The sequence below is a fragment of the Paraburkholderia sp. A1RI-2L genome, from assembly GCF_048957375.1.
Classification (GTDB): domain Bacteria; phylum Pseudomonadota; class Gammaproteobacteria; order Burkholderiales; family Burkholderiaceae; genus Paraburkholderia.
Genome location: NZ_JARBTA010000002.1, coordinates 1,645,848 through 1,664,346, shown reverse-complemented (window position 1 = coordinate 1,664,346; position 18,499 = coordinate 1,645,848). Strand labels below are relative to the sequence as shown.

Below are 18,499 nucleotides of genomic sequence, written 5' to 3'. Positions count from 1 at the left end.
GTGTGGCGCGCATGCTGCGCGCCACGTGATGCGGAATCAGCCCGCGCCGCCGGAGGGCGCTCCTCCGGAGGGCGCGCCGTCTTCCTCGCGGAAGATGCGATCGGCGAGATGGAACGCCGAATTGGCGGCAGGCACGCCACAGTATATGGCCGTCTGCAGCAAGACCTCCTTGATCTCATCGCGCGTCACGCCATTGTTCTTCGCGGCGCGCAGATGAAGCGCCAACTCCTCGCTGCGATTGAGCGCCACCATCATGGCGATCGTAAGCAGGCTGCGCGTGTGGCGCGGCAAGCCCTCGCGCGTCCAGATCTCGCCCCACGCATAGCGCGTGATGAGCTTCTGGAACTCCTCGGTCACCTCATTGCGGTTGGCGATGGAACGGTCGACGTGCGCGTCGCCCAGAACCGCGCGACGCACCTTTATCCCCGCTTCGTAGCGCTCGTCTTCGTTCATTTCGACTCCAGCAGGAAGCCCAGCACGGTCTGGTTGAACTCGTCCGCCAGTTCGACGTTCGAAATGTGCGACGCGTTCAGTTCGACGTAACACGCGCCCGGCACCGATTCCGCGAGTTCGCGGCCTTGCGCGGGCGTGGCGGCCACGTCGTGGGTGCCCGAGATCACGAGCGTCGGCGCCTTGATCGACGCCGCCTCGCCACGCAGATCGGCGGCATTGATCGCTTCGCAGTTCGAAGCATAGCCATCCGCGTCGGTATGCACGAACACGTCGCGAGCCTGGTCGATCACGAGCGGATTGCGCGCCATGAATTCGGCCGTGTACCAGCGCGGCAACACAGCATCGGCGAGCGCGCGCATGCCTTCGTTGCGTGCCTTCGCCGCGCGCGGCAGCCACACTTCGGGCGTGCCGATCTTCGCCGCGGTGTTGCACAGCGCGAGGCGGTCAATGCGATTGCCAAAGCGCGCGCCGAGACCCACGCCCGTGAGGCCGCCCATCGAAACGCCAGCGAAATGCGCGCGTTCGATACCGAGGTGATCGAGCAGGCCGATCACGTCGCCGGTCAGTTGCTCGATGGTGTACGGGCCCGCCGGCGCCGCCGAATGGCCGTGGCCACGCGTGTCGTAGCGCAGCACGCGGAAATGCTTCGAAAATGCAGCAAGCTGGGGCGTCCACATCGACACGTCGCTGCCAAGCGAATTCGACAGAACGAGCCACGGCGCAGTGGCGTTCCACGCACCGTCGATGCGGTAAAACAACTGGGTGTCGTTGACGGCTGCATGAGGCATGCGGTTACTCCTGATGAATCTGCGATGGTGAATGGGAAGCGCGCTGCACATACGACGCGAGCACCGCATCGACAAAGGCATGCGCCTGCCCCACATAATTGGCGGGATCGAGCAGCGCTCTCAGGCGCGCTTGGTCCAGATGTTGGGTAACGGCGGGGTCGGCCGCGAGTACGTCGTAAAGCGTACGCCCGGTTTGCACCGCCGCTTTCGATGCGTGCTCAACGAGATGATGCGCATCGAGCCGGCCGATGTGATCGCCGAGCGCGAGCATCACCGCCTCGCCTAGAATCAGGCCGTGCGTGACGCTCAGGTTGGCGGCGAGACGCTCGGGCCGCACTTCCAGGCCGCCGGCGATCTGCTCGATCTGCGCGAGCGCACCGCCCGCGAGACGCGCAAGATCCGGCAGCGCATCCCACTCGGCCTGCCAGCCGCCGAGCGCGCGTTCGTGCTCCTGAACCATGCCCGAAAAAACCGTGGCGATAAGACCCGGCGCGCGCGCGGCAGCCGTCAGGACTGCTGCACAACCCACCGGATTGCGCTTGTGCGGCATGGTCGAGGAAACGCCCTTGCCCGCCGTCGCGGGCTCGCCCAGTTCGCCGACCTCGGTTTGCATCTGCAGCGAGATGTCGCGCGCGATTTTTCCGAGCGTGCCGATCAGCATGCCGAAGAAAGAAGCGGCCTCGGCAATGCGGTCGCGTTGCGTATGCCAGGGCAGCGCGGGCGCGGCAAGCCCGAGCTCCCTCGCGAGCTCCGCGCTCACCTGAGGCGCCGCTTCGCGCAGGCTCGCGAGCGTGCCCGCCGCGCCGCCGAATTGCAGCACGAGCGCGCGTTCGCGCAACGCCGCCAGACGTTCGCGGTGACGCAGCATCGCATCGAGCCATTGCGCGAACTTCAGGCCGAGCGTGATCGGCAGCGCTTGCTGAAGCCAGGTGCGTCCCACTGCGGGCGTCGCGCGATGCACGCGCGCCAGATCGGCGAGCTTCGCGCAGGTCGCGTCGATGCCGGTTTCGATCAGCTCGAGTGCATCGCGCAATTGCAGCACGGTCGCCGTATCGATGATGTCCTGGCTCGTCGCGCCCCAATGCACGTATTTCGCAGCTTCCGGGTCGGCGGCCTTCACGCGCGCAGTCAGTTGCTTGACGAGCGGAATCGCCAGATTGCCGCCCAAGGCGGCGTCGCGCGCCAGCGCATCGGCATCGAGCTGCTTCGCCTCGCACGCCGCGACAATTGCCGCAATGGCAGTGCGCGGAATCACGCCGTGCGTGGCCGACGCCCGCGCCAGCGCCGCCTCCACGTCGAGCATGCGCTGCAGCGTGGCTGCGGGAGACCACACGGCGTTCATCGGCTCGGTGCCGCAGATCAGGCTCGTCAAGCGTTCAATCATGGATCGGTATGAATCGATTAGGAATGCGCGCAAACACAGATGGCGCGACGCCTGGCCACTATGCAGCCGGACATCGCGCCACGCGGGGCTTCATGCAATAAACTGCATTGCAGCAGTTTAAGCCGCGCGGCGATTCTGCGTCGCGTCGATCAACGGCACCCCGGCGAGCTTTTGCAGTGCATCGAAGTCGATATCCGAATAGATCTCGCGCACCGCGAGGCCTTCGGGCGTCACATCGAACGCGGCGAGATCCGTATAGATGCGGCCCACGCAGCCCACGCCCGTCACCGGGTACGAGCATTCGCTCACGAGCTTGCTTTCACCCTGCTTCGTGAGCAACTCCATCATGACGAACACTTGCTTCGCGCCGAGCGCGAGGTCCATCGCGCCGCCCACGGCCGGAATGGCATCGGGCGCGCCGGTGTGCCAGTTCGCGAGATCGCCCTTCACCGACACCTGGAACGCACCGAGCACGCAGTAGTCGAGATGGCCGCCGCGCATCATCGCGAACGAATCCGCGTGATGGAAAAATGCGCCGCCCGTAAGCAGCGTGACGTGCTGCTTGCCGGCGTTGATGAGTTCGTCGTCTTCCTGGCCGGGCGCAGGCGCGGGGCCCATGCCGAGCAGACCGTTTTCGCTGTGCAGGAAAATTTCCTTGCTCGGGTCGAGGTGGTTGGCCACCAGCGTCGGCACGCCAATGCCGAGATTCACATAAGCGCCCTCAGGAATGTCCTGAGCCACGCGTTGAGCCATTTCGTCGCGATTCAACCGTTTCATTTCTTGACTCCTCACTCAGGCGGCCTGGCCGGCTTGCAGCGATTGATGCGCCGCCTGCGGCACTGCCACGACGCGCTGCACGAAAATGCCGGGCGTCACGATGTTTTCCGGATCGAGCGCGCCGAGTTCGACGACCTCCGAAACCTGCGCAATAGCGACCTTGGCCGCACTCGCCATGATCGGGCCGAAATTGCGCGCGGTCTTGCGATAGACCAGGTTGCCCCAGCGATCGCCCTTATAAGCCTTGATGAGCGCGAAGTCGGCATGCAGCGGCGACTCCAGCACGTAATGACGGCCGTCGATGAGGCGCGTTTCCTTGCCGTCGGCCAGTTTCGTGCCATAGCCCGTGGGCGTGAAGAAACCGCCGATGCCGGCGCCCGCCGCGCGGATGCGCTCGGCCAGATTGCCCTGCGGCACGAGTTCAAGTTCGATTTCGCCGGCGCGATAAAGCGCGTCGAACACATACGAGTCGGTCTGGCGCGGGAACGAGCAAATGATCTTGCGCACCCGTTTGGCCTTGAGCAGCGCGGCAAGGCCGGTATCGCCATTGCCCGCGTTGTTGTTCACGATCGTGAGCTCGCGCGCACCTTGCGCGATCAGCGCGTCGATCAGTTCCGCGGGCATGCCGGCCGTGCCGAAGCCGCCGATCATCACCGTGGCGCCGTCGTGCACGTCGGCGACGGCGGCTTGAAGCGAATCGAAAATCTTGTTGATCATGCCTGTTCCTGAAAGCGATGCGCACCGCGGAGAGTCCACGCCACTGAATCGCGAAAAAGTTCTATATACGAACACTGATTCGTTTAGCGAACGTTCAGCGCATTATCGGAGCCTAAATGTGGACTTGTCAAGGCGGGAGTTCCTGATGCGGCAGTCGAGTGCATGTCGGGACGCACGAGTATCGCGCAATCAAATTCATGCACTTATGTTTATTCGATTTCGATATAGTGCATCTGACTGCCTACGCGCGCCCGCCCCATGCAAGAGCTCGACCTAAATCTAATCCCCTACCTCGTGGCGATGGACGAAACCCGCAACGTGAGCCGCGCCGCCGAGCGGCTGGGCGTTAGCCAGCCGCGCGTGAGCACGGCGCTCGGCAAGCTGCGGGAATATTTCGGCGACCCGCTGTTCGTGCGCACCTCGCACGGCATGGAGCCCACGCCGCGCGCGCTCGGCCTCATCCCCGCCGCGCGCGACGCCCTCATCCGGATCGAGAAAGGCATGCTCGAGGCCCACGACTTCGACCCGGCCACCAGCACACATACGTTTTCGATCGCGCTCTCGGACGTGGGCGAGATCGTGTTCCTGCCGCGCCTGTTGCAAATGTTTGCCGAACGGGCGCCCAACGCGAATCTGCGTTCAGTTTCGCTACCGCACAACCAGGTGGAGCGCGGCCTCGAGTCGGGCGACATCGATTTGGCCGTCGGCTACTTCCCCGACCTCGGCGGCAACAACTTTTTCCAGCAGCGCCTTTTTACGCATCGGTTCATCTGCCTGATGCGCAGCAGCCATCCGCTCGCCGGCAAGCCCCTGACCCTCGAGCAGTTTCTTGCACTCGGCCACGCCGTCGTGCGCGCCGAGGGCCGCAGCCAGGAAGTGCTCGAACGCTTCCTGGAGAAGAAGCGCCTGCACCGGCGCGCCGTGCTCGAAACCCCTCACTTCATGAGCCTGCCGTTCATTCTCACGCGCACCGACCTGATCGCCACCGTGCCGCATGCAATCGGCTTCGCCTATGTCTCGGAGCACGCCTCGATCGCGCTGGTGGAGCCGCCGCTGCCCTTGCCCCGCTTCGACCTCAGGCAGCACTGGCACCGCAAGTATCACAATGCACCGCGCGGAGAATGGCTTCGCGGCGTGGTGGCCGAACTGTTCAATGACGCGATGGACGAATGGCCCAAATGAAACGCGCACCCGTACACGACGGCGCAAGCCATTGCAATATGCGCCATCATGCACGGATGCGCGCGAATCATGAAACAATGGTCGCCGGTGGTGCGCGTCGCCGCGGCGTGGCCCACATGACAGGAGCCAATGCATGAGCGACGCAAAGAACGCAGAAAAAAACACTCGAAAAAAAACGAAGACCGGCGCGGGCCGGCCATCGCGCGAGCAGGCGGAAGAAGCCGTGCGCGTGCTGCTGCGCTGGGCCGGCGACGACCCCGCACGCGAAGGCCTGATCGATACGCCGGCGCGCGTCGTGCGCGCCTATGAGGAATTCTTCGCGGGCTACAACCACGACCCGCGCGAGATCCTGTCGCGCACCTTCTCGGAAGTGGACGGCTACGACGAAATGATCGTGCTGAAGGACATTCGCTTCGAGAGCTACTGTGAACACCACATGGTGCCGATCATCGGCCGCGCGCACGTGGCGTATCTGCCCGAGCATCGCGTAGTGGGCATTTCGAAGCTTGCGCGGCTCGTCGACGCATTCGCCAAGCGCCTGCAGATTCAGGAAAAGATGACCGCGCAGATTGCCGACACGCTCAATGAGGTACTCCAGCCCAAAGGCGTGGGCGTGATTCTCGAAGCGGCACACCAATGCATGTCGACGCGCGGCGTGCACAAGGCGGGCGTGACGATGGTGACGTCGCGCATGCTCGGCACGTTCCGCAGCGACCCGTCCACGCGCCGGGAATTCCTGGCCATCGTCGGCAATCCGGGCGTAATGAGCGTGCCCAATACCTGAGGCCCTAGACACACGCCCGGGCCGGCTCCGCCAGACGTTCAGTGGCGCTTCAGCGGCACTCAGGACGCGCCGCTGTCACTGGCGATTTCGCGGATCTTGCCTTGGCGCACGCTGCTGCCCGGTGGCACGCTGTGCGTGAGCCACACATTGCCGCCGATCACCGAGCCCCGCCCGATCGTCACCCGGCCCAGAATGGTCGCGCCGGCGTAGATCACCACGTCGTCCTCGACGATCGGATGGCGCGCATTGCCCTTCACGAGCGTGCCATCGACATCGGCAGCGAAGCTCTTCGCACCCAGCGTCACCGCCTGGTACACACGCACGCGCTCGCCGATGATCGCCGTCTCGCCGATCACGACGCCCGTGCCGTGGTCGATGAAGAAGCTCGGACCGATCTGCGCGCCCGGGTGAATGTCGATGCCTGTTGCCGAGTGCGCGATTTCGTTGATGAAACGCGCGAGCAGCGGCACACCGAGCCGGTGCAATGCATGCGCAAGCCGATGATGCGTCATGGCCCAGACACCGGGATAGCAGAGCAGGATTTCGGTGATGTGCTGCGCAGCCGGGTCGCCCGTGAACGCGGCCTGAATGTCGCTCACGAGCAGCGCGCGAATGCCGGGGAGCTGGTGACCGAATTCGCGGGCAATGTCGAAGGCGCGCTTGCGCAGCACCTCGTCGCCGGCTCCGGCGTTTTCGGGCAAAAAGCGCAGCGCGCGGCGAATCTGCTCGGCAAGCAGGCGCAGCGTGCTTTCGAGCGTATGACCGACGTAATAGTCGACGCTTTCGTCCGTCAAATCGGGCGCACCATAGTGCGTGGGGAACAGCGCGGCACGCAGGCCGGCGACAATGTTGATCACGCCGTCACGCGACGGCAGTTCGCGAATGCCGAGCGGGTGGCGGGTGCGGTGAAGCTCTTCGCGCGAAGCGCGCAGATCGGTGACGATCTGTTCGAGGCCCCAGTCGGGGTAAGCGGCATTGGACATGATGAAGCTGCGGGACGGCGCCGCCAGTAAGTGTATCGACCCCAGAGATTACCGCTTTTCGCGATAGTCCGCCGGGCGTCCCGAGCGCCGCCTCAGAGAGTGACGCTGCTAGCGTCGATCCAACGCACCGCCCAGTCGCGCGCATGGGCAATGGCGGCGGCTTCGTCGGAGAAGCGCAAGTCGGCTGGAAAGAAACGATTGGCAACGAGTTCGCCGTCGCTCGAGCGCGAGATCACCACATAGGGCTGATATGTGCCGTCGCCGGCACGCGCCGGCGCGCAATTGAGCAAATAACCGCGATGCGTGAATGCAGCGTCGAAGTGCATGTGTCTCATCCGCCCCTGACTGCTTTGTCCGTTTTTGTGAGCGCGTACAGGATCGTGCGGCAAAGCCACAGCCCGGCTATCGCTTAAGCCGTTAATTCTTATGCGCGCCAACTCGTTGAAAGAGGATCATACTCCCAGTAAATACGCCGATCCAACGAAAAAAATCCTGGATCGCTGGAGGCGTTCTCCTGGCGCACAGACTTGCATTTCCGCCGGATTCCCGGTTCGCTTCCGGTATTTTTGGAACACTTCGTGATGCAGTTTGATGCATCTGTTTGGTGCATCCGGTTCTTCATTGGCTTTCCTACGGAGGACAACCATGAACGGCTCCGACCGCAGCAATCACCCCGACGAAGCCACTACCAGCAACGCGTCGCTCGACAACAGCGTGCCGGAAGCGCCCGACGGTTTCGCGGGCTTCGATAGCCGCAGCCTCGCGCATCGCATGCCGTTTGCGCTCCAAACAGGCTTCGAGGCCGTCGACATGGGCATGGCCGAGCCGCCGGCGTACGACCTCGACGGACAGTTCGACGACCCGCGCGAGCTGGGCCAGCGCCGCAGCCCGGGACGCATTCACTTCGCCATCAACCATATGCGCCCGACGCGCGTGGTCGAACTGCATCGCAAACCCTGAGCTGCGCAAACATGCACTGAAACGCCTGGCGGACGCGTCTCGCCAGGCGAGCCGCAACGTGCCCGTGAACTTGTCAGGTCATTCGATCTGCATATCCCAGGTGCAGTGCGTCGCTACAACACCGGTTCAATATTGCAGGCACAAAAATTCGCTCATGCGCATTAACAATCTTTCAAGTTCACGCGACGCATATTGCCCAGCGTTATTGCTCATTTAGATCAAGTCATCTATCGGATAAACAATAAACCGCAAAAACCTATTCTGCGCGCCTACCGCCGGAATTTTATGGCGAAAAAACAGCAGTTTTTGTTCTGTATTTGCAGAATAAGCACGCGGACGCGCGCGATGCGCGAGCGGAAACTCAAGGCGGAAGACCTTTGCTGCGGGGAGAAAAAGACGAGCCCTGCGGAATTTAGTGATAAATTGTTACATCAGAAGAAGCAAGGCGACAGCCTGCCCAGGCGCCGCTTGCGGTCTGGCCCACCGCCGATGGAGAGTGTTGACGTGCCTCTACATTACATTGAGCAGATGTCATCCGTGCTCGACGCGCCCGAAGATGCGGCGTGGTTCGAGGCGGTGTCTCGGCTCGCCGCCTCATGGGGTTTCGGCCAGGTCATGCTGGCCATCCTGCCGCGTCCGGGCATGCGGCTCGAGGACGCGTTCATCCGGACCAATTACTCCGCCGTCTGGCGGCAAGCCTATAACGACCACGGCATGGCATATTTCGACCCGGTGGTCGCGCATTGCACGACGCGCTCGGCGCCGCTTATCTGGTCACCTGAACTCTTCGCCACCGAACAGCAGCAATCGATGTATGAAGAGGCGCGCTCGCACGGGCTACGTGCCGGCATTACATTGCCGATCCATGGCCCGCGTCAGGAGTCGGGCATGCTGTGCTTCGTCAACGACGCCAATCCTTCTGACTCGTTCTGGCAGGACGTGGACCGTGCGCTGCCGAATCTCGTGTTGCTTCGGGATCTCGTGCTCGACACGAGCCAGCGGCACCTGAACGATCACGCCCAGTCGCTGATTCCCAAGCTTACGCCGCGCGAAAAGGAATGCCTCAAGTGGACTGCGCTGGGCAAGTCCACTTGGGAGATTTCTCACATCCTGAATTGCTCCGAAGCCGTGGTGAACTTCCACATGAAGAACATTCGCGGGAAGTTCGGCGTAAATTCACGGCGGGCGGCAGCCGTGATTGCAACCCAGATGGGCCTTATTGACCCGGGCTGAGCATGGGCGTATCGGTGCGTCGAAGCACACGTTCCGCACGGCCCAGATCGCCATCCGAAATCGTTTTGTTGAAGTACAGACCCAGCAGGATCGATACCGGCGGCGGAATCTCCGCGCCCGACTCAAACCGGCTGCCGCGTGACTGCGTCACGCCGAACCGCGCCCAGAAGCGGCGCTGGCTCTCTTTCTTCTTCTTCCGATACGCGATGATCAGGACACGGTCGATTACCGACGACAGGTCCCCTCCAGTGTGAGAGGAGTTCGCGCCCGCCTGCCATTGATGATTGTCCAGAAGTTCCATTTTGACTCTCGCTGTGTCAGAGATATGCCTGATGAGTGACTGCCGCCCAGCCATTCTCCAGAACTGACCCTCCCCGCGCACCTACCTATCTTGATAGGTGTTTTTTTATATTCATAACGCATAGCTTCGATCCATACCGCTACCCCCACACGCAAACGGGAGAGTTGTCATGCAAGCTGCGATTCGGATCGGACTACGCCAAGAATTCGACAACAAAGATATCAACGAGATGTACCGGCTGCGCGCGCGCGTATTTCGCGACCGCATGGGCTGGGATATTCCCACCATCGCGGGAATGGAAATCGACGGATACGACGCGCTCGGGCCCCACTATATGTTGATCCAGGACAATGACGGCAAGGTGCGCGGCTGCTGGCGCCTGATGCCGACCGAAGGGCCAAACATGCTGCGCGACACGTTCCCGCAGCTGCTGCACGGCCAGGCGGCGCCGGCGGGCCGGCATATCTGGGAGCTCAGCCGGTTTGCCATCGAGTCGGGCAATGACCACGCGTTTGGCTTTGCCGACGTCACCATGCATGCGATCCATTCGCTGGTCTCGTTTGCCGACCGCATGGGCATTTCGCGCTATGTGACCGTCACCACCACGCCGATCGAGCGGCTCCTGCGCCGCACCGGCATCGAGGTCGCGCGGCTCGGCGCGCCCGTGCGCATTGGCGTCGAAAACGCTGTCGCGCTGGAAATCGCCGTGGGCGCGCAGACCCGCAATGCCCTTTTCGGGCCGATGGCCGCCGCAGCCTGAGATCCGCCACGGCTTACGGCATCGAGTCAGACGATTTTTTATTTTGTCTGACGAATCACGCGAAGGGTGGCCAAAAGCCGCTGCAGTGGGCGAGCCGCCCAAGCAAATGTCAGGTCCAGTCCGGCGACGCTGTCACTCGCTCACCCGAAACGATGCCGGTGCAGCGGCTACCGCGGCGACGCGGCTAAAGCGAATATGCGCGATGCGGCGCACGCACAGCGCCGCCACCAGCGCCGCGAAACCGGTCAGGCCGATGCCCAGATGAATGGCGTCAACCAGCACGTGCCGCACAGCTTCGATGAGCGCGGCACCGTCAGGGCCAGCGTCCTTCATGTGGGTCGTCAGCGCGCGGTGAAGCGCCGGGTCGATCAGCACACGCGGATCCGCGAGTTGCGGCTGCCAGCGCGCGGCGCCGGGCGCCCCCAGTACCGCGAGCGCGTCGCCGACGCCCGACGCATAGCGATGGTTCACGATCGTCGCCACGATGCTCGTGCCGAGCATGCCGCCCACCATGCGCGTGGATTGCAGCAACGCCGTCGTGATGCCGAAGCACTCGCGCCCGGCAATCTTCTGCGCGAACACATTGAGATTGTTGAGGATGAAACCGAGCCCGATGCCCACCGCCGCCATCGAAAGCTCCAGCCACGGATGCGGCGTCGCGCGCGTAGCGAATGCGAGCCCCGACGAAGCACACACGAGCAGCCCAAAACCGACGCTCAAAATCGGCTTCTTCAGATGGATCACGATGCGCGTGTTGACGAGACTGCCGAGCGCAATGCACGCCGCGATCGGCGTCGCCAGCAGGCCGGCCTCCTGAGGCGAAAGACCGAACCCGCCGTGCAGCAGCAACGGTGCGAAAAAGATCAGCGAGAACATCACGAAGCCCGAGAGCGTCGAGAGAGTAAACAGCGTGACCAGTTGCGGATCGCGGAAGAGATCGAGCGGAATGATCGGATGCGTCGCGCGCCGCTCGCAAACCAGCAGGGCCACGGCCCCAACCGCCACGACAGCGATCAGCGCGAGGTGGGTGGGTGTGGGGCCGTCTTTCGGCACGGCCTCGATGACGGCCTGGAACGCGACCAGCACAAGCGCGACCAGCGCCGCACCAGCCCAATCGATGCGGACTTCGCCGGTCCGCGCATGGCGGCACGCGGGCAGATGCGCCCAAATGAAATAAAGTGCCAGTACACCGACCGGCAGATTCACCATGAAGGTCGAGCGCCACCCGAAATGCTCGGAGAGCCAGCCGCCCAACGAAGGCCCCGCTGCCGTGCCGATGCCGTAAGCCGCCGCCATGACCACCTGCCAGCGCACCCGCGCACGCGGGTCGGGAAAGAGATCAGGAATCGAGGCGAACGCGGTGCCTACCATCATCCCCCCGCCCACCCCTTGCAACGCGCGCGCCGCTGCCAGAAATCGCATGTCGGTGGCGAGCCCGCACAGCGCCGAGGCGACGGAAAACACGATCGCGGCGGCAATCACGAAACGCTTGCGCCGGAAGTAGTCGCCCAGACGCCCGAACACCGGCACGGTCACGACCGACGCCAGCAAATAGGCGCTCGCGATCCACGCGTAATACTCGAAGCCGTGCAATTCGGCGATGATCGACGGCAATGCTGTACTGACAACGGTTTGATCGAGCGCGACCAGCATGTTCACGAGGCCGATGCCGAGCATGGCCAATAGCGCGTCGCGAAACGGAAAAGGGGTGTGTGTGGAAGTCACTGATTGGAATGCTGCGGCGCGCCGGTGCGAAAGAGAGGCAAAGATAACGGGCTGGCAGGACATGCGCAACCGGGCAGATGGCAGAGCACCGTCCTACCTACTGACAGCGCCGAAGCGACCCAAGACGGACAACCCGCCACACTCCGACGCGTTTTTTTTGATATTCCTTCTGGCACATTCCATTTTTCATACTGCGGCACTGCAATTTTCTGAGCAATCATTTAAGCTTTTTAGAGTTAACGAGACACAGCACAAGATCACGGGCGGGCATGCCCCGAATCCGTGCAGTCCCACTCTAGCGGAGGCTCCATGTATCAACGCATTCTGGTAGCGGTCGACGGCAGCGAAACGTCGCGCCGCGCATTCGACGCCGCGCTCGAACTGGCGAAGGCTATGGGGTCGACGCTGCAACCGTTCTACGTGATCGAAAACACGCCGATGTATTTCGATGCGCCGGGCTACGATCCGTCCATCCTGCGCAATCAAATGATCGCTCAGGGCAAGGAACTCGCGGACCACATGAACAAGGTGCTGCGCGAGCGCGACGTGCAGGGCGAGATGCTGACCGGCGAGGCATCCTCGCTCGACGACGTGCCCACGCTCGTGCTCAACGCGGCGAAGGCGAACGGCGCCGACCTGATCGTGATGGGCACGCATGGGCGGCGCGGTTTTCAGCGGCTGATTCTCGGCAGCGTGGCCGAGCGCTGCGTGCGCCAATCGACCCTGCCGGTCCTGTTGATTCCTTCGGCCGCAGGTGTATCCGCGACGGATACCGAATAGCCACTGGATAGCCATCCGGATAGGAAGCGCCGAATGGCCACAAATTAAAAGATAACGCTCGAATTCCCACCTTTTTGAATCCGCTTGAGCCCGATCACTTGCCGCGAAACCGGCTTCTGACAAGGCGCAAGCGGATCTATCTCATATGCGCGGCGTTTTGCCGCCATTTTAAGATTTAAGCGCGGTGTGACAATGCTCCAAAAATCGATTACAGGAGCAAGCCAATGCTGACCCCTACCGTCGTATCGCACACCACTGTGCGCCGTGCCAGCCGTAATTCCCCAACGAGCCCGCGCACTTCCGCGCGTTGCTCGAGCTGTGCCATGCGTCATCTGTGTATGCCTCAAGGGCTAGCCGCCGATGATCTGCCGAAGCTCGAAGCGCTCATCTGCAATGCGCGCAGTGTACGGCGCGGCGAAGCGCTCTATCGCGCCGGCGACCCGTTCGACACACTCTATGCGGTTCGCTCCGGATCGCTGAAAACCGTCATGGCACACCGCGACGGCCGCGAGCAGGTCACGGGCCTGCGCCTGGCCGGCGACCCGCTAGGCATCGACGGCATCAGCACCGATTTCCACACTTGCAGTGCCGTGGCGCTCGAAGACAGTTCGGTGTGCATCATCCCCTATTCGGCGCTCAAGCACCTGTGCCGCGAAACCGGCGCCATGCAGGACCGCCTGCACCGGCTCATGAGCGAGCAACTCATTCGTGAATCGTCGCAGATGATGGTGCTGGGCTCGCTTTCCGCCGACGAACGCGTGGCAGCCTTCCTGCTCGACGTCTCAGAGCGCAACGGCCAGCGCGGCTACTCGCACGCGGAATTCAACCTGCGCATGACGCGGGAAGACATGGGCAGCTATCTCGGCATGACGCTCGAAACGGTCAGCCGAACCCTGTCAAGATTTCAAAAGCGCGGCCTGATCGACACGCAGGGCAAGCTCATCCGCATCATCGACATCGAAGGCCTGCGCCATCTGTAAACGAAGGTCCCTCAAGCGCGCCGCCCCGGTTGGCGGCGTGCGGCCGTTTACGTCTCCAGAATCTCCCATTTACGCGCCCCGCCCGGGCGCGTGTAACAGCGTTGGCACGGCTCCTGCGCAGCGGTAAAGTTCGTTCACCGCCCCAGTCAGGAGACTCGCCGCAATGCAGCTCCCGTCCCCGCCCACACTCGCCGCACGGCTCGCCCAAGCGCGCGCCGCCAGCGACGCGCTCTTTGCCGTCGTCAAGCCCGAATTCCTCTACGAACGCCCGATCCGCGAGCGCCACCGCATCGTGTTTTACATCGGCCATCTCGAGGCGTTCGACCGTAATCTGTTCGACAAACGCCTGTTCGACCTGCCGTCCGCCGATCCGCGCCTGGACCAGTTATTCGCGTTCGGCATCGACCCCGTCGACGGCGCGCTGCCCACCGACACCCCCGCCGATTGGCCCAGCCTTGCCGAAGTGCGCGACTATGCTCGCGACGCTCGCGCGCGCATCGATGCGCAGCTCGCCACGCTCGACTTGCCGCCCGCTGTGTCCCAGCACGATATCGGCGCTCAATTGCTGAATGTGGCCATCGAGCATCGCCTGATGCACGTCGAAACCCTCTCCTACATGCTTCACCAATTGCCGTTCGCGCAGAAGGTCGCCCCCGCCTCGGCACGCGAAATCGCCGATCACCTCTACGTTGCGACGCCGTCGATGGTGCGCGTGCCGGCGGGCCGCATCGAGCTCGGCATGACGCATGAGCGCGGTGTCTTCGGCTGGGACAACGAGTTCGGCGAGGAGCAGGTGGAGGTGGCTGCGTTCGAGATCGATCGCTACATGGTAACCCACGGCGCGTGGCTCGAATTCATCGCCGATGGCGGCTATCGGCACAAGGCGTTGTGGAACGACGCCGATTGGGCGTGGAGGGAAGTCGAAGGCATCGAACACCCGGTCTTCTGGGTGCGCACCGACGACGGCTGGCGCCTGCGCACGATGTTCGAGGATGTTGCGCTGCCGCGTGCATGGCCGGTCTATGTGAGCCACGCGGAAGCCAGCGCGTTCGCGCGCTGGCGCGGCGCCCGGTTGCCGACCGAGGCCGAATGGCAGCGCGCGGCGCACGGCGCATTGCCAGGCGCCACCGACAACTTCGACTTCCGGAACTGGAACCCTGTCGCCGTGGACGCGACACCGGACAGCGCGAGCACATGGGGCGTGGAAGGGCTATACGGCAACGGCTGGGAATGGACCTCGACGCCATTCGGCCCGCTGCCCGGATTCGAGGCGTTTCCGTTCTACGAAGGCTATTCGGCGAATTTCTTCGACGGCCAGCATTATTCGATGAAAGGCGGTTCCGCGCGCACCGCGGGCTGCATGATGCGCCCTACGTTCCGCAACTGGTTTCAGCCGCACTATCAGTATGTTTATGCGGGATTTCGTTGTGCACGCAACGTGTAGCCATGAAAACATAGGCTGACGCGAAACGCGCACTTCGCGCCCATGCGGGCGGGCAGTGCGCGCGAGTAAGTCGTGTCCGCATCGAAGATCAAACCGATACGAATGTTTTATCGGCGGCGGGTTTCCAGTGCTCCGCAACGGCCTTGTCAGGTATGCGCACCGTGGCAAGCAGCGGCACGTAGCCATGCAGCCTTGCTTCGCTCACCGCCAGTCTCTCGGAACGGAGCAGTTCCCCCGAGAGCTTCGTCCCATCCTGGGTTTCAATGCGGTATCCATCGATGGGGCCCCACTGGCCCTTCGGCACGGGTTCTATATAAACATGCAACATCTCGTCTCTCCACAGGTTTAGAAAATTCCGGAACGCGCGAACGTTCGCCATGGATAAAGCGTATCGGGATAAACATCGCTCGAGGCTCCATATCCGACAGAAATTAGTAGAAATAAAATTCATTAATTTCAACGAGATAGGAAAAATATATTACAATGTGAAATCACATTCGCCCATATGCAATGCACACATATTGCATCGCCGCAGATTTTTCTGGAATACGCGACATCGTTTCACAATATGACATTTGGACGGAGAAGTACGGCACGCGCGAAGATTTCCTCTTCATTTCATTGCAAGCCTAATTATTCGTCATCCTTATTTTTATTCGAATCCAGGCGGCATAAAAAAATTGCGTGGCTTGTAAAGACGTAATGGGCTGCCTATGTTCATAACTGCGTCACCGTGCCCGTGCGAAGCTCCAGCGCATAGCCAAGGGCTGCCCTATTCAGGAGAGCATGCTCATGCTCGAAAGAACACGCATTCATGCTGCGCTCTTCGTCGCTACGATCGCGGCCGTCGCGCCTTCCGCCCAGGCGCAAAACACCATTGACTGGATTGCCAATACCTATGGCACCCTCGCCGCCCATGTGGGTAACACCGCGCGTTCCATGTGGGTTGCGCCCGAAGGTGTCATCTATACGTCGTCCATGTGGGACGAGTACGAGGGCGGCGTGGCGATCTATCAGAATGGCAAGAGCTTCGGCTCGATCGGCTCGCATGGCGAATTCCAGGGCAGCGCGATCACGGGCAACGCCACTTCGATCTTCGCGGCGCTGCAATGCAGCAAGTCGTACGGAAGCGCCGCGGTCGGACGATACAACCGCGCCACCAAGACGCGCGACCTGCTCATTCAGGTCAGCGCAGCGAACAACCAGCCCCGGGTCGATGTAGTCACCGGGCTCGCCACGGCGGGCTCGCTCCTCTATGCAAGCGACTTCTATGGCAATCGCGTGCGGGTCTTCACCACCAACGGGGTCTGGCAGCGGGACATCTCGGTCCAAAGTCCAGGCGCGCTCGCGCTCGATCGCGCCGGCAATGTCTGGGTCGCACAGAAAAGCGAAGGCACGGTCGTCGGCTTCAGCCCATCCGGCGCGCTGCTGAACACCATCCGGTTGCCGAGCGGTTCGCGGCCGTCGGCACTCTATTTCGATGCGTCGTTGGGGCAACTCATGGTCGGGGACGAAGGCCCCGATATGAACATCAAGCGCTACACCCTTTCGCGCACGCCCACGCTGGCGGGCACTTTCGGCGTGCGGGGCGGCTATCTCGACACCACGAAGGGCATCAAGGGCCAAGTCGGCGCGCAGCGCTTCACCCGCGTTGCAGGCATCGGCAAGGACACTGCGGGCAACCTCTATGTGCTCAACAACCCGTGGGGCGGCAGTTGGGATCTGGGCCGCGACGGCGGCACCGACGTTCATGCGTATGACCCGGCCGGCGCCCTGCGCTGGACGCTCCAGTCGCTGAACTTCGAGGGCGTCGCGGCCTCGGACCCGGCCACGGACGGCGCCCTGTTCTATGGCGGCACCAACATTTATTCGGGCAGCGCGGGAGGCACCTTCGTCGCGAACACGGTCGATCCCGTTGCGTATCCGTCGGATCCGCGCATCAACGTCAACGACACCCAGCGCGACGAGCATTTCGGGCAGCTCGTCGCCGTCGGTGCGAACCGGATTCTCGTGGCGTCCGGCCAGAATCCGCCGATTTTCTACTTTTTCCACTTCAACGCGGCGAACGGCTATATCGCCATTCCCGATGCATCGATTCCCGGCCCGATGTTCCAGACCAGCCTGCGGGTCACCCACGGCTTCAGCCTCGACAGCAAAGGCGGCGTGTGGGCCGGCCTGGACAAGACCGGCAATATCTACCACTATCCGCTCGCCGGCTTCGACGCCAGCGGAAAGCCCAGTTGGCGAGCCGGCGTCCCCTTTCGCATTCCCGCCAGCGTCGAGCCGCTCACGCGCATCGTCTACCTCGCCGACAGCGACACCATGATCCTCGCCCAGGGCATCATCGGCAGCACCGACTGGACGGCGATCGGCACGCGCATCGAGGTGTATCACGGCTGGCTCGCGGGCAACACCACCGTGCCCAATCCAGTGATCGAGCTGCCCAGCACCGGCGCCAAGGCGATCGATGCGGCCGGCAACTATCTGTTCGTCGGCTATTGGTTCAGCAGCATCAGCGGGCCGGCCAGGCCGAACATCGACGCCTTCAGCCTGACGACCGGCAAGCTCGACGCCACGCTGGTCAACCCCCGTCCCACGACCGTGGACGCCAGCAGCGCCATCGATTCGATGTACGGCATCCGGGCCTACCTTCGCTCGACCGGCGAGTACGTCGTCACGAAGAACAACGTCAAGGGCAACAGCATCACGGTGTATCGCTGGACGCCCTGAATTCGTCTCGCTATGTAGGAAAACGCTGACAGTCCTACTGTTGCGACTACATCAAGTTCGCTGGCCGCTGATTTCATTTACCCCCCGCCAAAGCAATACTTCCGTCACCCGAGCGACACACGATCGCGCCAGCGCCAGCCGGTCGCCGGGAAACATCGAAGTGGCCCTTGAGCGGGGGAACATCATGAATAGCGCCGACACTCTGCAGTCCATTCAGGAACTCAATCTGTCCTACCTCGCGCTTGCGCAGCGCCTGCTGCACGACGACCGCCCGGCGGGCATGTTCCGGCTCGGCCTGTCCGAGCAGGTGGCCGACCTGCTGGCCGGGCTGACGCTGGCGCAAATCGTCAAGCTCTCGGCCTGCAATCAGTTGCTGTGCTTCTTCCGGATCAACGACCATCAAATGCTGTCCGTGCTGGCGACGCCCGGAAAGGACGCCAACAAGCACATCGATATTGCTCACACACATGCAGCCGTGCTGCTCGCGGGCCAGCCCGCCGAACAATTCGCGTGACCGG

General features: G+C 62.7%; 19 protein-coding genes and 1 pseudogene. 10 read left to right on the top strand and 10 right to left on the bottom strand.

The genetic code is table 11. The features are described 5' to 3' along the window. Nucleotides 1-36: 36 nt before the first annotated feature. The 5 genes from pcaC to PWP93_RS22430 form a co-directional block, all read right to left on the bottom strand. A complete protein-coding gene (gene pcaC, locus PWP93_RS22450; RefSeq protein WP_421045997.1) occupies nt 37-453 on the bottom strand; it encodes a 4-carboxymuconolactone decarboxylase in 417 nt (138 codons plus the stop codon). After that, nucleotides 450-1,241: a 3-oxoadipate enol-lactonase gene (gene pcaD / locus PWP93_RS22445; RefSeq protein ID WP_421045996.1), complete on the bottom strand. Its 792-nt coding sequence runs from the start codon at nt 1,239-1,241 to the stop codon at nt 450-452. Before pcaD ends, pcaC begins: the two co-directional genes overlap by 4 nt. A gap of 4 nt (nt 1,242-1,245) precedes the next feature. Further along, the gene (locus PWP93_RS22440) at nt 1,246-2,625 is read right to left on the bottom strand and encodes a 3-carboxy-cis,cis-muconate cycloisomerase (RefSeq protein WP_421045995.1); all 1,380 of its coding nucleotides are present in this window, start codon (nt 2,623-2,625) and stop codon (nt 1,246-1,248) included. Nucleotides 2,626-2,742: 117 nt separating this feature from the next. Beyond that, nucleotides 2,743-3,402, bottom strand: coding sequence for a 3-oxoacid CoA-transferase subunit B (locus PWP93_RS22435; protein WP_421045994.1), 660 nt, complete (start codon nt 3,400-3,402; stop codon nt 2,743-2,745). Nucleotides 3,403-3,417: 15 nt separating this feature from the next. Next, nucleotides 3,418-4,119, bottom strand: coding sequence for a 3-oxoacid CoA-transferase subunit A (locus tag PWP93_RS22430; RefSeq protein ID WP_421045993.1), 702 nt, complete (start codon nt 4,117-4,119; stop codon nt 3,418-3,420). Nucleotides 4,120-4,377: 258 nt separating this feature from the next. Between PWP93_RS22430 and PWP93_RS22425 the strand changes: the two genes are divergently transcribed. Both PWP93_RS22425 and folE read left to right on the top strand, forming a co-directional pair. After that, nucleotides 4,378-5,301 carry a LysR family transcriptional regulator gene (locus PWP93_RS22425; protein WP_421045992.1) on the top strand — a complete coding sequence of 308 codons (924 nt, stop codon included), beginning with the start codon at nt 4,378-4,380 and terminating at the stop codon, nt 5,299-5,301. A gap of 133 nt (nt 5,302-5,434) precedes the next feature. Next, nucleotides 5,435-6,085, top strand: a complete 651-nt coding sequence (gene folE / locus PWP93_RS22420) for a GTP cyclohydrolase I FolE (RefSeq protein WP_421045991.1) — start codon at nt 5,435-5,437, stop codon at nt 6,083-6,085. A 59-nt stretch (nt 6,086-6,144) separates the two neighbouring features. Here folE and epsC read toward each other — a convergent pair whose 3' ends face one another. Next, the gene (epsC, locus tag PWP93_RS22415) at nt 6,145-7,068 is read right to left on the bottom strand and encodes a serine O-acetyltransferase EpsC (RefSeq protein WP_421045990.1); all 924 of its coding nucleotides are present in this window, start codon (nt 7,066-7,068) and stop codon (nt 6,145-6,147) included. A gap of 92 nt (nt 7,069-7,160) precedes the next feature. Next, a complete protein-coding gene (locus tag PWP93_RS22410; RefSeq protein ID WP_028222781.1) occupies nt 7,161-7,394 on the bottom strand; it encodes a hypothetical protein in 234 nt (77 codons plus the stop codon). Between the two features lie 319 nt (nt 7,395-7,713). Here PWP93_RS22410 and PWP93_RS22405 point away from each other — a divergent pair, with 319 nt between their 5' ends. Beyond that, nucleotides 7,714-8,028: a DUF3005 domain-containing protein gene (locus tag PWP93_RS22405; protein WP_421045989.1), complete on the top strand. Its 315-nt coding sequence runs from the start codon at nt 7,714-7,716 to the stop codon at nt 8,026-8,028. A 528-nt stretch (nt 8,029-8,556) separates the two neighbouring features. Further along, nucleotides 8,557-9,261: a helix-turn-helix transcriptional regulator gene (locus tag PWP93_RS22400; RefSeq protein WP_421026994.1), complete on the top strand. Its 705-nt coding sequence runs from the start codon at nt 8,557-8,559 to the stop codon at nt 9,259-9,261. On the opposite strand, the gene PWP93_RS22395 is transcribed toward PWP93_RS22400, so the two are convergent. After that, the gene (locus PWP93_RS22395) at nt 9,245-9,562 is read right to left on the bottom strand and encodes an XRE family transcriptional regulator (protein ID WP_421025346.1); all 318 of its coding nucleotides are present in this window, start codon (nt 9,560-9,562) and stop codon (nt 9,245-9,247) included. The two genes, PWP93_RS22400 and PWP93_RS22395, sit on opposite strands and share 17 nt — an antisense overlap. 169 nt (nt 9,563-9,731) lie before the next feature. On the opposite strand from PWP93_RS22395, the gene PWP93_RS22390 reads away from it, so the two are divergent. Beyond that, nucleotides 9,732-10,322 (top strand): acyl-homoserine-lactone synthase, encoded by a 591-nt coding sequence (locus tag PWP93_RS22390; RefSeq protein ID WP_421045988.1) that lies wholly within the window; start codon nt 9,732-9,734, stop codon nt 10,320-10,322. 132 nt (nt 10,323-10,454) lie between these two features. Here the strand turns inward: PWP93_RS22390 and PWP93_RS22385 are convergent, their stop codons facing one another. Beyond that, a complete protein-coding gene (locus PWP93_RS22385; RefSeq protein WP_421046161.1) occupies nt 10,455-11,999 on the bottom strand; it encodes an MFS transporter in 1,545 nt (514 codons plus the stop codon). Nucleotides 12,000-12,356: 357 nt separating this feature from the next. Between PWP93_RS22385 and PWP93_RS22380 the strand changes: the two genes are divergently transcribed. From PWP93_RS22380 to PWP93_RS22370, 3 genes and pseudogenes are all read left to right on the top strand, one after another. Next, nucleotides 12,357-12,827 (top strand): universal stress protein, encoded by a 471-nt coding sequence (locus PWP93_RS22380; RefSeq protein WP_421045987.1) that lies wholly within the window; start codon nt 12,357-12,359, stop codon nt 12,825-12,827. A gap of 224 nt (nt 12,828-13,051) precedes the next feature. Next, the gene (locus PWP93_RS22375) at nt 13,052-13,807 is read left to right on the top strand and encodes a helix-turn-helix domain-containing protein (RefSeq protein WP_421025343.1); all 756 of its coding nucleotides are present in this window, start codon (nt 13,052-13,054) and stop codon (nt 13,805-13,807) included. A gap of 159 nt (nt 13,808-13,966) precedes the next feature. After that, nucleotides 13,967-15,251: pseudogene (locus tag PWP93_RS22370) on the top strand (SUMF1/EgtB/PvdO family nonheme iron enzyme); the annotation flags it as partial. 88 nt (nt 15,252-15,339) lie between these two features. On the opposite strand, the gene PWP93_RS22365 reads toward PWP93_RS22370, so the two are convergent. Beyond that, nucleotides 15,340-15,579 carry a hypothetical protein gene (locus PWP93_RS22365; RefSeq protein ID WP_421045986.1) on the bottom strand — a complete coding sequence of 80 codons (240 nt, stop codon included), beginning with the start codon at nt 15,577-15,579 and terminating at the stop codon, nt 15,340-15,342. 464 nt (nt 15,580-16,043) lie between these two features. Between PWP93_RS22365 and PWP93_RS22360 the strand changes: the two genes are divergently transcribed. Together PWP93_RS22360 and flhD are read left to right on the top strand one after the other, a co-directional pair. Then, complete coding sequence (locus PWP93_RS22360; RefSeq protein ID WP_421045985.1) at nt 16,044-17,981, top strand: SMP-30/gluconolactonase/LRE family protein; 1,938 nt, start codon at nt 16,044-16,046, stop codon at nt 17,979-17,981. Between the two features lie 181 nt (nt 17,982-18,162). Next, nucleotides 18,163-18,495: a flagellar transcriptional regulator FlhD gene (flhD, locus tag PWP93_RS22355; RefSeq protein ID WP_421046160.1), complete on the top strand. Its 333-nt coding sequence runs from the start codon at nt 18,163-18,165 to the stop codon at nt 18,493-18,495. Nucleotides 18,496-18,499 lie beyond the last annotated feature (4 nt).